Source organism: Streptomyces asiaticus, assembly GCF_018138715.1.
GTDB classification, from domain to species: Bacteria; Actinomycetota; Actinomycetes; order Streptomycetales; family Streptomycetaceae; genus Streptomyces; species Streptomyces asiaticus.
The window spans coordinates 7,281,632-7,294,343 of record NZ_JAGSHX010000006.1; the positions used below are offsets into that span (position 1 = coordinate 7,281,632).

11 protein-coding genes are annotated in these 12,712 nt (G+C 71.3%); 5 read left to right on the forward strand and 6 right to left on the reverse strand.

Going from position 1 to position 12,712, the window contains the following annotated elements:
* Window positions 1-122 precede the first annotated feature (122 nt).
* The 5 genes from KHP12_RS38950 to KHP12_RS38970 are packed head-to-tail and all read left to right on the forward strand — an operon-like array spanning window position 123 to window position 5,678.
* Window positions 123-1,157, forward strand: a complete 1,035-nt coding sequence (locus KHP12_RS38950) for a sugar ABC transporter substrate-binding protein (protein WP_086881674.1) — start codon at window positions 123-125, stop codon at window positions 1,155-1,157.
* A gap of 2 nt (window positions 1,158-1,159) precedes the next feature.
* Entirely contained in the window at window positions 1,160-2,746 is a 1,587-nt protein-coding gene (locus KHP12_RS38955) for a sugar ABC transporter ATP-binding protein (RefSeq protein WP_086881673.1), read from the forward strand.
* The gene (locus tag KHP12_RS38960) at window positions 2,743-3,777 is read left to right on the forward strand and encodes an ABC transporter permease (RefSeq protein ID WP_086881672.1); all 1,035 of its coding nucleotides are present in this window, start codon (window positions 2,743-2,745) and stop codon (window positions 3,775-3,777) included. The genes KHP12_RS38955 and KHP12_RS38960 overlap by 4 nt, the downstream gene beginning before the upstream one ends.
* Before the next feature lie 16 nt (window positions 3,778-3,793).
* The gene (locus tag KHP12_RS38965) at window positions 3,794-4,801 is read left to right on the forward strand and encodes an aldo/keto reductase (protein ID WP_244202767.1); all 1,008 of its coding nucleotides are present in this window, start codon (window positions 3,794-3,796) and stop codon (window positions 4,799-4,801) included.
* Between the two features lie 25 nt (window positions 4,802-4,826).
* Window positions 4,827-5,678, forward strand: coding sequence for an amidohydrolase family protein (locus KHP12_RS38970; protein WP_086881686.1), 852 nt, complete (start codon window positions 4,827-4,829; stop codon window positions 5,676-5,678).
* Between the two features lie 373 nt (window positions 5,679-6,051).
* Here KHP12_RS38970 and KHP12_RS38975 read toward each other — a convergent pair whose 3' ends face one another.
* From KHP12_RS38975 to KHP12_RS39000, 6 genes are all read right to left on the reverse strand, one after another.
* Complete coding sequence (locus tag KHP12_RS38975) at window positions 6,052-6,723, reverse strand: FadR/GntR family transcriptional regulator (protein ID WP_020872565.1); 672 nt, start codon at window positions 6,721-6,723, stop codon at window positions 6,052-6,054.
* A gap of 148 nt (window positions 6,724-6,871) precedes the next feature.
* On the reverse strand, window positions 6,872-7,342 hold the full coding sequence (locus KHP12_RS38980; protein WP_086879690.1) for a hypothetical protein: 471 nt from the start codon (window positions 7,340-7,342) through the stop codon (window positions 6,872-6,874).
* A gap of 321 nt (window positions 7,343-7,663) precedes the next feature.
* Window positions 7,664-9,277 carry a glycerol-3-phosphate dehydrogenase/oxidase gene (locus tag KHP12_RS38985; protein ID WP_086879691.1) on the reverse strand — a complete coding sequence of 538 codons (1,614 nt, stop codon included), beginning with the start codon at window positions 9,275-9,277 and terminating at the stop codon, window positions 7,664-7,666.
* Between the two features lie 3 nt (window positions 9,278-9,280).
* Window positions 9,281-10,828 (reverse strand): glycerol kinase GlpK, encoded by a 1,548-nt coding sequence (gene glpK / locus KHP12_RS38990; protein WP_086879692.1) that lies wholly within the window; start codon window positions 10,826-10,828, stop codon window positions 9,281-9,283.
* Between the two features lie 33 nt (window positions 10,829-10,861).
* Window positions 10,862-11,656, reverse strand: a complete 795-nt coding sequence (locus tag KHP12_RS38995; protein ID WP_037956482.1) for an MIP/aquaporin family protein — start codon at window positions 11,654-11,656, stop codon at window positions 10,862-10,864.
* Between the two features lie 274 nt (window positions 11,657-11,930).
* Window positions 11,931-12,695 carry an IclR family transcriptional regulator gene (locus KHP12_RS39000; protein ID WP_037956481.1) on the reverse strand — a complete coding sequence of 255 codons (765 nt, stop codon included), beginning with the start codon at window positions 12,693-12,695 and terminating at the stop codon, window positions 11,931-11,933.
* Window positions 12,696-12,712 lie beyond the last annotated feature (17 nt).

A 12,712-nucleotide genomic window follows, 5' to 3' on the forward strand; every position in this document is an offset into this window, starting at 1 on the left:
GACCCACCGCCCGACCACTCGGGACGACAGTCCGACCGCCCGGGACAACGGCACAACCGCCTCCGCGCGAGGCCGGCACCACCCGCACGACTCGACCCAGGAACGACCAAGGACGGGACTCGATGACGAGACTCCGCACCACCGGCACCGCCGCCTGCGCCGTGCTGCTGGCCGTCGCAGCGCTCACCGGCTGCAACCGAGAGAGCAATGGCGCCGGCGGCGGCAAGGTCGGCATCGACATGCCGCGGACGGACACCGACTTCTGGAACTCCTACCAGCAGTACCTGGAGAAGGGCATCGACAAGGGCACGGTCTCCGCGCTCCCGCTGTCCAACTCGCAGAACGACATCGGCAAGCTGGTCGCCAACGTCCAGGCGTTCACCGACCAGGGCGCCAAGGCGGTCATCATGGCGCCCCAGGACACCGGGGCCATCTCCTCCACCCTCGAGCAGCTGGAAGAGAAGAAGATCCCCGTCATCAGCGTGGACACCCGGCCCGACTCCGGCAAGATCTACATGGTGGTGCGCGCCGACAACCGGGCGTACGGCACCAAGGCGTGCGAGTACCTCGGCGAGAAGCTGGGCGGCAAGGGCCGGATCGCCGAGCTCCAGGGCGACCTCAGCTCCATCAACGGCCGGGACCGCTCGCAGGCGTTCGCCTCCTGCATGAAGAAGAAGTACCCCGGCATCAAGGTGCATGAGCTGCCCACCGACTGGAAGGGCGATGTGGCCTCCGCCAAGCTCCAGAGCCTGCTGGCCCAGCACAAGGACGTGAACGGCATCTACATGCAGGCGGGCGGCGCCTTCCTCCAGCCCACGCTCGCGCTGCTGGAGCAGAAGCGGCTGCTGAAGCCCGCCGGTTCGGCCAAGCACATCACGATCATCTCCAACGACGGGATACCCGAGGAGCTGGACGCGATCCGCTCCGGGAAGATCGACGCCACGCTCTCCCAGCCCGCCGACCTCTACGCCCAGTGGGCCCTCAACTACGCGAAGGCCGCTCTGGACGGCAAGACGTTCAAACCCGGCCCGACCGACCACGACTCCAAGATCGTCAAGATCGAGAACGGGCTGGAGGACCAGCTCCCGGCGCCGCTGGTCACCAAGGAGAACGTCGACGACAAGAAGCTGTGGGCCAACCAGCTCGAGAAGAAGTGACCATGGCCGAGGCCGAACAGCCCGCCGTCGTACGGGCTCAGGGCATCGTCAAACGGTTCGGGCCCACCGTCGCCCTGGACCACGCCCGGCTGGCGGTGCGGCCCGGGGAGGCCCACGCGCTCGTCGGGCGCAACGGGGCCGGCAAGTCCACGCTGGTGTCCGTCCTGACCGGGATGGAGCGCCCGGACGAGGGCGAGGTGACCTTCGCGGGCGAGTCCGCCCCCGGCTACGGCGACACCGCCGCCTGGCAGCGCAAGGTGGCCTGCGTCTACCAGAAGTCGATGGTGGTCCCGGATCTGACGGTCGCCGAGAACCTCTATCTCAACCGCTTCCCGGGCGCCGGGCGCATCCGCTGGCGCGCCCTGCGCGAGGACGCCCGCGCGCTGCTGTCCGAGTACGGCGTGGAGGTGGATCCGCAGGCGCGGGCGAAGGATCTCAGCGTCGAGCAGCGGCAGTTCGTGGAGATCGCCCGGGCGCTCTCCTTCGGCGCCCGGCTGATCATCCTCGACGAGCCCACCGCCCAGCTCGACGCGGGCGGGATCGACCGGCTCTTCGCCAAGCTGCTGGAGCTGCGCCGGCAGGGGGTCGCCTTCCTGTTCATCTCGCACCATCTGCAAGAAGTCTACGAACTCTGCGACACCGTCACCGTCTTCCGCGACGCCCGCCATGTGCTGACCGCCCCGGTCGCCGGCCTCCCCAAGGAGGAGCTGGTGGCGGCGATGACCGGGGACGACGGCGGGGCGCCCGAGGGCGACTCCCGGGCCGTGGCCCGCGCTCCCGTCGCCCGTAAGGAGGCCGGCCCGGACGGGGAGCCGGTGCTGCGCACCGAAGGACTCGCCCTGGAGGGCGAGTTCGACCCGCTGGACCTGGTGGTGCGCCCCGGTGAGGTGCTCGGCCTGGCCGGGGCCACGGCCAGCGGCAACACGGCGGTCGGCGAGACCCTGGTGGGCTTGCGCAAACCGGCCGGCGGGCGGCTGTCGGTGCGCGGCCGGCCGGTGCGCCCCGGCAGCGTGCCGCACGCCATCGACGCGGGCATCGGCTACGTCCCGGAGGACCGGCACGACCAGGGCCTGGTCCTGGGCCGCAGCGTCGCCGAGAACGCCACCCTGACCGTCACCGACCAGCTCGGTCCCTACGGCACCGTGCTGCCCTCCCGGACCCGCGCCTTCGCCCAGCGGATGATCACCTCCCTGGACATCAAGACCTCCGGCCCCTCGCAGCCGGTTTCGGGTTTGTCCGGCGGAAATCAGCAGAAGGTCGTCATCGCGCGTGCGCTGGCCCGTGAGCCCAGCGTCCTGGTCGCGATCCGCCCGACCGCCGGGGTGGACGTGAAGTCCAAGGACGCGCTGCTCGGTGTCGTACGGGACGTGGCCGCGTCCGGGAGCGGCGCGGTCATCGTCTCCGACGAACTGGACGATCTGCGGGTCTGCGACCGGATCCTGGCGTTCTTCCACGGCCGGGTGGTCGCCGAGTTCGGCAGCGGCTGGAGCGACCGGCAGCTCGTGGCCGCCATGGAGGGCATCACGGAGCCGGGCACCAACGGCACGGCGGGGGACACCGAAGACCGCACAGAAGGAAGGCAGACATGACCGATACCGCACGGCAGCGGACCGCCGAGGCGGTGGCTGACGACCCGGCGGGGGGCCGGCCGCGGATCGACATCGCGCGCTGGCGCGATCTGTCGCTGGTCCCCGTGATCTTCGTCCTCGGGGTGATCGGCTTCATCGTCTCGCCCGCCTTCCTCACCGAGGACAACCTGATCGGGGTCGTCCAGCAGTCCACCGAGCTGGGGCTGCTGGTGCTGGGCGAGGCGCTGATCCTGATCAGCGGGCGGATGGACCTCTCCCTGGAGTCGACCATCGCCGTGGCGCCGGTGATCGCCCTGTGGCTCGTGCTGCCCGAGCACGGGGCGCGGTTCGCGGGCCTGGGGCTGCTGCCGGTGTGGACCGCGATACCGCTGTGCCTGGCGGTCGGGGCGCTGATCGGCGCGGCCAACGGCTTCCTGATGCTCAAGCTGCGCGTCAACGGCTTCATCGCGACCCTGGGCATGCTCACCATGCTGCGCGGGCTCCAGGTCGGCATCGCCGAGGGCCAGTCGATCGTCAACGTCCCCGAGTCCTTCCGCTACCTCGGCAAGGCCGAGTGGCTGGGCGTGCCCGCCGCCGTGTGGATCTGCCTGGGGCTGTACGCCCTCGGCGGCCTGGCCCTGGGCTATCTGCGGCACGGGCGCTCGCTGTACGCGATCGGCGGCAACCCCGAGGCCGCGCGCGCCGCGGGCATCCGGGTGGACCGGATCACCTGGATCGTGCTGAGCGTCGGCGGACTGCTGGCCGCCTTCGCGGGCATCCTCTACACGGGCCACTACGGCTCGGTCGCCGCGACCCAGGGCAACGGCTGGATCTTCCAGGTGTTCGCCGCGGCGGTCATCGGCGGGATCAGCCTCAAGGGCGGCCGCGGCACCCTCTTCGGCGCGCTCACCGGTGTGCTGACGCTGCAACTGGTCGTCAATGTGATGACCCTCGGCGGGGTACCGCCCCTGTGGAACCAGTTCATCAACGGCTCGATCATCATCGTCGCGCTGATCATCTCCCGCTACGCCAGCGGCGAGAAGCAGGACTGAGAGCCGGGAGGAAGCCATGGCGGTCGACGGCGGACGGGTCCCGAGCGGCCCGCGCGAACTGGGGCGCTCAGGGGTGTGCGTACCACCCCTGGGGCTGGGCTGCGCGCCGCTGGCCAATCTCTACGAGGCGGTGCCGGAGGAGCGCGCGCTGGACACCGTAAGGGCGGCGTTCGACACCGGTCTCACCTATATGGACACCGCGCCGCACTACGGCGTCGGGCTGTCCGAGGAGCGGCTGGGGCGGGTGCTGGCCGGGCGCGACCGCGCCGGGTACACGCTCTCCACCAAGGTGGGGCGGCGGCTGCGGCCGCGCGCCCCCGGGGAGCCCGTCCAGGCGGACGGGTTCGCCGACACCCCCGACCGGGTCCGGATGTGGGACTTCACCCGGGACGGCATCCGCGCGAGCCTCGAGTCCTCCCTGGAGCGGCTCGGGGTCGACGCCGTGGACATCGTCTACCTCCACGATCCGGAGGACCACGTCCGTGAGGTCTACGAGACGGCTTTCGCGGCGCTGGCCGAGCTGAAGCGGGAGAAGCTCGTCCGGGCCATCGGCTTCGGCATGAACCACAGCGACCTCCTCGCCCGGTTCGTCGCCGACTTCGACGTGGACGTCGTGCTGTGCGCCGGGCGCTGGACGCTGCTGGACCGCACCGCCTTCGACGATCTGCTGCCGGTGTGCGAGCGGCGCGGCACCTCCGTGGTGGTCGGCGGGGTCTACAACTCCGGGCTGCTCGCCGACCCGGCCCCCGGCGCCCGCTACGACTACCAGCAGGCGCCGCCCGAACTCCTCGCCCGGGCCCGGCGGCTGGCCGAGGTGTGCGCCGAGTTCCAGGTGCCGCTGCGGGCCGCCGCGCTGCGCTTCCCCTTCGGCCACCCGGCGGTGGCCGCGGCGGTCGTCGGCTGCGCCTCCCCGGCCGAAGTCCGGGACAATGCCGGGATGTTCGCCCACGACATCCCCGACGAGCTGTGGCAGGCCCTGGTCCGGCGCGGTCTGCTCGGCGACGACATCCCGCTGCCGGTCTGAACCACTGAGGAGTGCCCGAGTGCCCTTGCCGCGCCGTATCGACGCCCATCACCACCTGTGGGACCTGACCCGCCGTGAGCAGCCGTGGATGGACGGCGCGTGGGCCGAGCCCATCCGCCGCACCTTCACCCCGGACGACCTGACCCCGCACCTGGACGCCCATCGGATCGACGCCACCGTCGTCGTCCAGTCCAGCTCGTCCGTGGAGGAGACCCGGGAACTCCTGGCCCTGGCCGGCGGGTCGGACCGGATCGCGGGCGTCGTCGGCTGGGCGGACCTCACCGACGCCGGGGTGGGCGAGGTGCTCGCGGAGCTGGCCGCCGGGCCCGGCGGCGACCGGCTGGTGGGCCTGCGCCACCAGGTGCAGGACGAGCCGGATCCGCGGTGGCTGGACCGCGAGGACGCCCGCCGGGGGCTGGCCGCGGTGGCCGACGCGGGGCTGGTCTACGACCTGCTGGTCACCCCGCGCGAGCTGCCCGCGGCCATCGACGCCGTCCGCGAGCTGCCGCAGCTGCGCTTCGTCCTCGACCACGCCGCCAAACCGCCCGTGGCGAGCGGTGAGCGCGACCCCTGGGGGTGGCAGCTGGCCGCGCTCGCGGCCCTGCCGAACGTCGACTGCAAGCTGTCCGGTCTGGTCACCGAGGCCGACTGGGACGGCTGGAAGCCCGAGCAGGTGCTCCCGTACGCCTGGCACGTGCTGGACGCCTTCGGACCCGGCCGGGTGCTGTTCGGCTCCGACTGGCCGGTGTGCGTCCTGGCCGCGACCTACGACGAGGTGGTGGCCCTCGCGGACCGGGCCACCCTCCGGCTCGGCGAGGACGAGCGCGCCGCCGTCTTCGGCGGCAACGCGGCCCGCGCGTACGGTCTGGGAAGCTAGGGGTTTCCGGCGGTACGCGTACGCCTGCGGCGGGCCACGCGGCGGAGCCGCATATCGATGCTTCCCCCTCCCCGCCCCTTCCCGAAACTGGGGCTCCGCCCCAGACCCCGCTCCTCAAGCGCCGGAGAGGCTGGAAGGTGGGGCTCCGCCCCAAGACCCCGGGGTCCAGGGGCGAAGCCCCTGCCACGCCGGCGGAGCCGCATATCGGTGCTGCGGGAAGGGGGAGCCCCCACCCCATTCCCGCCGCACCCCGCCGCACGGCTCCGTCGCGACGCACGGCTCCACCCGGGGCCGGGGCGAGCCCGCCCCGGACCCGCCGACGGGGTCCGGGGGCGGAGCCCCCAGCGGGGGCCGGGGCGGAGCCCCGGTGGGCTCACAGCGTGGAGCGCAGCCACTGCTCCACGCTCGCGATGTGCACCGTCGCCCAGGACCGCGCCGCCTCCGCGTCGCGGTCCCGCAGGGCGGCCAGGATCGCCCGGTGCTCATGGAGGGTGCGGCTGACCGCGTCCTCCTGCGTCAGACCGCGCCACACCCGGGCCCGGGTGGTGGGCCCGGAGAGCCCGTCGAGCAGGGAGCAGAGCACCGAGTTGCCGGAGGTCTGGACGATGCCGCGGTGGAACTCCAGATCGCAGGCGACCAGCTCCTCCACCGAGGGCTCCTGCCCGAGCGCGTCCAGCTGCTCCTGGAGCCGGTCCAGCTCGGCGTCGCTGATCCGGGTGGAGGCCAGCGCCGTGGCCGCGGGCTCCAGGATCCGCCGCACCGCCAGGAACTCCAGCACCGTGTCATCGCGGTGGAAGTCCACGACGAAGCTCAGCGCCTCCAGCAGCAGCTGAGGATCGAGGCTGGTCACATAGGTGCCGTCGCCCTGACGTACGTCGAGGATCCGGATCAGCGACAGCGCCCGGACGGCCTCCCGCAGCGAGTTGCGCGACAGCCCCAGATCGGCGGCCAGCTCACTCTCCTTGGGGAGCCGGTCACCGGGGCGCAGCGCGCCCGAGACGATCATGCCCTTGATTTTTTCGATCGCCTCGTCGGTGACCGCCATGGTGGACCTCCCCGGGCCAAACATCCGATGTATCGGGTCCATTATGACGTGCTTGAACCGGCGGCGTCTGCCGGGGACGCCGCCGGTCCAGTGTGACCTTTTACCAGGAGGGCCCGAAGGCGGGCTCAGAGCCGGTTCATCGGATGGCTCAGAAGGTGAACGGCCCCGGGGACTGGGGCGTGGTGGCGGTGCAGTTCACCGTGATCAGACCGAAGATCACCAGCTTGAGCGACTTGGCCTCCAGGACGTCGCCCGCGGCCACCGTGCCCTTGAGCGGGCCGGTGGTCACATCGGAGCCGGTCGGGATCGCCGGGTTGGAGCTCCCGGTGAAGGTCTTGGTTCCGCCGCCCTTCTTCGACAGCGTCAGCGTCGAGCTCACCGAGCCCGCCGGAACGTCGATCGGGGCCTTGATCGCCCCCGAGGACAGGGTGATGGTCGCGGCGGTGCCGCTCTGTGTGGCGGTCAGGCTGGCCAGGCCCGATCCGAATGTCCCGCAGTCGGCCGTGAGGGTGGCCGTCGTGGGGGTGACCGCGGTCGCGGTCGGTGCCAGCGCCAGCGCGCCGGCGGCCAGTGCGGCTGTTCCCATTGCCGTGCTGATCCCGAGCTTGATCCGTCTCATGGGATTGCCTTCCGGAGTGGGGGAAGTGCGGCTGAGGTGTGGGGGGTTCGCGCCCGTCATCCACGGGCGATGTCATTGATGCGCGCACCGCCGAAGAAGGCAAGAGCGATTCAGCTGATTTTTAACGCGCGAGTAAGTTCGCCGACCCGCGGTGGATCGGCCGCCAACTGCCCGCCACGCGCCGCGAGTTCACAGGATCACGCAGAGACCCCGGCCGCGCGCCGCGGGGCGGCCGGGGACAGAGAGCGGTCCGGGCGGCCGGGTGAGGAGACGTTTCCTCTCACCCGGCCGCCCGGACCCGGGAAGGCGGCCCCGCGGGGGTCAGGGTCGCTTGGCCAGCAGATCCTCGACCCGGCTCCGGATGTCCTCGGAGTCCAGGCCGCGGATGGTCAGGGTGGTGCGGCGGCGCAGGACGTCGTCCGCCGTGCGCGCCCACTCGTAGTCCCGGGCGTAGACGACCTGCGCCCAGATCTCCGGGGCGTCCGGGTGGATCCGCTCCGCGAGCGCCGGGTCACCGCCGGCCAGCCGGGCGATGTCGAAGGAGAGCGAGCCGTAGTGGGTCGCGAGGTGGCGGGCGGTGTCGGCGGCCATGCGCGGGCCGGGGGTGCCGCCGTCCACCAGCAGCCGGTGCTCGACGGCGTGCGGATTGGCCAGGCCCGGCAGCGGCATGTGCCGGGGCAGCTGCTTGACCGGCTCCATGTCGTCGGCGAGCGGACGGCCCGGCAGCTCGGCCAGCTTCTGCATCACGGTGCGGCCGATGTGGCGGAAGGTGGTCCACTTGCCGCCGGCTATGGAGAGCATTCCGCCCTTGCCCTCGGTGACCACCGTCTCCCGCTTGGCCTTGGCGGTGTCGCCCGGGCCGCCGGGCAGCACCCGCAGACCCGCGAAGGAGTAGGTGATCAGATCGCGGGAGAGCTGCTGGTCGCGGATGGAGAAGGCGGCCTCGTCCAGGATCTGGGAGATGTCCGCCTCGTTGACCGCGACATCGGCCGGGTCGCCCTCGAACGCCTCGTCCGTGGTGCCCAGCAGCAGCATGTCCTCCCAGGGGAGGGCGAAGGTGATGCGGTACTTGTCGATCGGGGTGGCCAGCGCCGCCCGCCAGGGGGAGGTGCGCTTGAGGACCAGGTGCGCGCCCTTGGACAGCCGGATCGACGGCGCCGCGTTCGGGTCCTCCATCCGGCGCAGATGGTCCACCCAGGGGCCGGTGGCGTTGAGCACCAGACGGGCATTGACCCCGAACTCGGTGCCGTCGGTGCGGTCCCGCAGCTCGGCGCCGGCGACCCGGCCGTCGTTCTTGCGCAGGCCGACGACCTCGGCGTGGTTGAGGACGGTGGCACCCGCCTCCGCGGCCGCCCGGACCGTCATCAGGGCCATGCGGCTGTCGTTCATCTGGCCGTCGCCGTAGACCGCGACCGCCTTGAGGCCCTCGGTGCGCAGCTCCGGGACGTCGCGCGCGGCCCGCTCGGCGCCGATCACATGGCCCACGCCGTCACGGAACGCGGAGAGCGCCGAGTAGGCGAAGACGCCCGCGCCCAGCTTGGCCGCGCCGTGCGGACCGCCCTTGTAGACCGGCAGGTAGAAGGTGAGGGGGTTGGACAGGTGCGGGGCGACGGTACGGGAGACCGCGCGCCGCTCGAAGTGGTTCTCGGCGACCAGCTTGACCGCGCCCGTCTGGAGGTAGCGCAGGCCGCCGTGGAGCAGCTTGGAGGAGGCCGAGGACGTGGCGCCGGCGAAGTCACCGGCGTCCACCATCGCCACCCGCAGCCCGGACTGCGCGGCGTGCCAGGCAGTGGTGATGCCCAGGATGCCGCCGCCGATCACCAGGAGGTCGTACGTCGCCTTGGAGAGCTGTTCCCGGGTTTCGGCTCGGCTCGGGTTCGAACCGGCAGCCGGGTGCGTTCCGAGGGAGGACGGAACGCTCTGCAGGGTGGTCATTGATTACTCCTCGTCTTCGATCCAGCCCATGGTCCGCTGCACGGCCTTGAGCCAGCTCTTGTACTCGCGGTCGCGGACGTCCGCGTCCATTCGGGGGGTCCATTCGGCCGCCCGGCGCCAGTTCGCGCGCAGGGCGTCGGTGTCCGGCCAGAAGCCGACGGCGAGACCGGCGGCGTAGGCGGCGCCGAGGCAGGTGGTCTCGGCGACCATCGGGCGCACCACGGGTGCGTCCAGGGCGTCCGAGAGGGTCTGCATCAGGAGGTTGTTGGAGGTCATACCGCCGTCGACCTTGAGCGAGGTGAGCTCGACCTCGGAGTCCTTGGTCATCGCGTCGACGATCTCGCGGGTCTGCCAGGCGGTGGCCTCGAGCACGGCGCGGGCGATGTGCGCCTTGGTGACGTAGCGGGTCAGGCCCGCGATCACACCGCGCGCGTCGGACCGCCAGTACGGGGCGAACAGGCCCGAGAAGGCGGGTACGAAGTACGCGCCGCCGTTGTCCTCGACCGAGCTCGCGAGCGTCTCGATCTCGGCGGCGCTGTTGATCAGGCCCATCTGGTCCCGCATCCACTGCACCAGCGAACCGGTGACCGCGATCGAGCCCTCCAGGGCGTAGACCGGCTTCTCGTCGCCGATCCGGTAGCCGACGGTGGTCAGCAGCCCGTTGTAGGAGTTGACCGGCTTCTCGCCGGTGTTCATCAGCAGGAAGGTGCCGGTGCCGTAGGTGGACTTGGCCTCGCCCTCGGAGTAGCAGGTCTGGCCGAACAGGGCCGCCTGCTGGTCGCCGAGCGCGGAGGCGACCGGCACGCCCGCCAGGACGCCCTCGGCCGTGTGCCCGTAGATCTCGGCGGAGGAGCGTATCCGCGGCAGCACGGCGGCCGGGATGTCCATCGAGGCCAGGATCTTCTCGTCCCAGTCCAGGGTGTGCAGGTTCATCAGGAGGGTGCGGGAGGCGTTGGTGACGTCGGTGACGTGCACGCCGCCGTTGACCCCGCCGGTCAGGTTCCAGATGACCCAGGAGTCCATGGTGCCGAAGAGGATGTCGCCCGTCTCGGCCCGCTCGCGGAGCCCCTCGACGTTGTCGAGCAGCCAGCGGATCTTGGGACCGGCGAAGTAGGAGGCCAGCGGGAGGCCGGTCTCGCGGCGGAAGCGGTCCTGGCCGACGTTGCGGCCGAGCTCGCGACAGAGGGCGTCGGTGCGGGTGTCCTGCCAGACGATGGCGTTGTGCACCGGCTCACCGGTCTTGCGGTCCCACAGCAGGGTGGTCTCGCGCTGGTTGGTGATGCCGATCGCCTTGACGTCGACGGCGGTGATCTCGGCCTTGGTGATGGCGCCGGCGACCACCTCCTTGACGTTCTCCCAGATCTCGGTGGCGTTGTGCTCCACCCAGCCGGGCTTGGGGAAGATCTGCTCGTGCTCCTTCTGGTCGACCGAGACGATGCGGCCGTCCCGGTCGAAGACGATGCAGCGGCTGGAGGTGGTGCCCTGGTCGATGGCCGCGATGAACGGTCCCTGGCCGTGGGACGAGGCGCTGGTGGTGTGGGTGTCGGTCATGATCTGCTGCTCTCCTGCGGGTGGTGGGGTGGACTAGGCGAAGGCGATCTCGTAGATCCCGCCCGCGATGGCGCCGCCGATGAGCGGGCCGACGACGGGGATCCAGGCATAGCCCCAGTCCGAGCCGCCCTTGTTGGGCAGCGGCAGGAGGGCGTGGGCGATCCGGGGGCCGAGGTCACGCGCCGGGTTGATGGCGTAACCGGTCGGGCCGCCGAGCGAGAGGCCGATGCCGACCACCACGAACGCGGTGATCATGACGCCGATGACGCCGAGGCCCTTGCCGTCGCCGTTGAGCCCCTGGGTGAGGATGGCGAGCACCAGCACGGCCGTGGCGATGATCTCGGTGGCGAGGTTCTGACCGACGTTCCGGATCTCCGGGCCGGTGGAGAAGACGCCCAGCACCGGGCCGGCGCCGCTGGCCTGCTGCTTGTCCGCCGCCACCGTGTCCTGGGCGCCCGGGCCGCCGACGATCTCGCGGTCGGTGAGATGGGCGTGGAAGTGGCCGAGGTAGGCGAGCCACACCAGCGAGGCGCCGATCACCGCGCCGAGCATCTGCCCGAGGAAGTAGATGGGCACCTTGCTCCACTCGACGCCGCCCTCGATGGCGAGGCCGACCGTCACCGCCGGGTTGAGATGCGCGCCCGAGAGCGGTGCGGAGATATAGGCGCCGGTGAGCACGGCGAAGCCCCACCCGAGGGTGATGGCGACCCACCCGGCCTCGAACGCCTTGGATTGCTTCAGCACAACGCCGGCGACGACACCGCAGCCGAGCAGAATGAGAACGGCGGTACCGATGGTCTCGCCGATGAAGATGTCGGAGCTGGACACCCGCGACTCCTTTGTCCTTCGTCCAGGGGAAGGCGAACCCCCGGGGCTTCCGGTGGTCCGCGCCCTCGTGGGAGGGCGTTGGTCGGCCCGCGGCGAGTCCACCATAGCGAATATTGTCGTCAGGTGTTCGACAATGCCGACCGATGAACGGCAGTTTTCTTCACGCCGAAGACCCCGTCAAGGGTCGTGTGAAGGAAAAATTGCGCGTATGTGAAACCGTGATGAAGCAGGTCATGCGGGGATATGGGGGCAGATCCACACGCGTTGGCACGATTCAGAAACGCAGGGCACCCAGGTCCCGGGAGACGGCGCGCGCACAGTCCCGTACGGCGGCCACGAGCTCCGAGCGCAGCTCCCCGTCCGCGCACACCCGCTCGACCGCGCCCGTTATCCCCACCGCGCCCACGGGCAGCCGGCGCCGGTCGTGGATGGGGGCCGCGACGGACGCCACGCCCTCCCAGGTCTCCTCCACGTCGCAGCCCCAGCCGCGCGCCCGGGTCAGGTCCAGCACGTCCTCGAACTCGCGCTCCCCGGTCACCGTGCGGGGCGTGAACGCCTTGCGGTCGACCTCGGTCACCTCGCTGTGCGCGACCGGGTCGTAGGCGGAGAGCACCTTGCCCAGGGCCGTGGAGTGCAGCGGGTGCATCGCGCCGACTTCCAGCACCTGGCGGCTGTCGTCCGGCCGGAAGACATGGTGGACGATCAGCACGCCCTGCTGGTGCAGCACGCCCAGGTACACGCTCTCGCCGCTGGACCGGGCCAGGTCGTCGGCCCACACCAGGGCGCGGGCGCGCAGCTCGTGCACGTCCAGATAGCTGTTGCCCAGGCGCAGCAGCTCCGCGCCGAGCTGATAGCGGCCGGACGCCTCGTCCTGCTCCACGAAGCCCTCCTGCTGGAGGGTGCGCAATATGCCGTGCGCGGTGCCCTTGGCCAGCCCCAGGGTGGAGGCGATGTCGGACAGTCCCAGACGTCGCTCACCACCGGCGAGCAGGCGTAGCATCGCGGCGGCGCGCTCCAACGACTGGATGTTCCGGGCCATCGCCAACCTCCTGACTG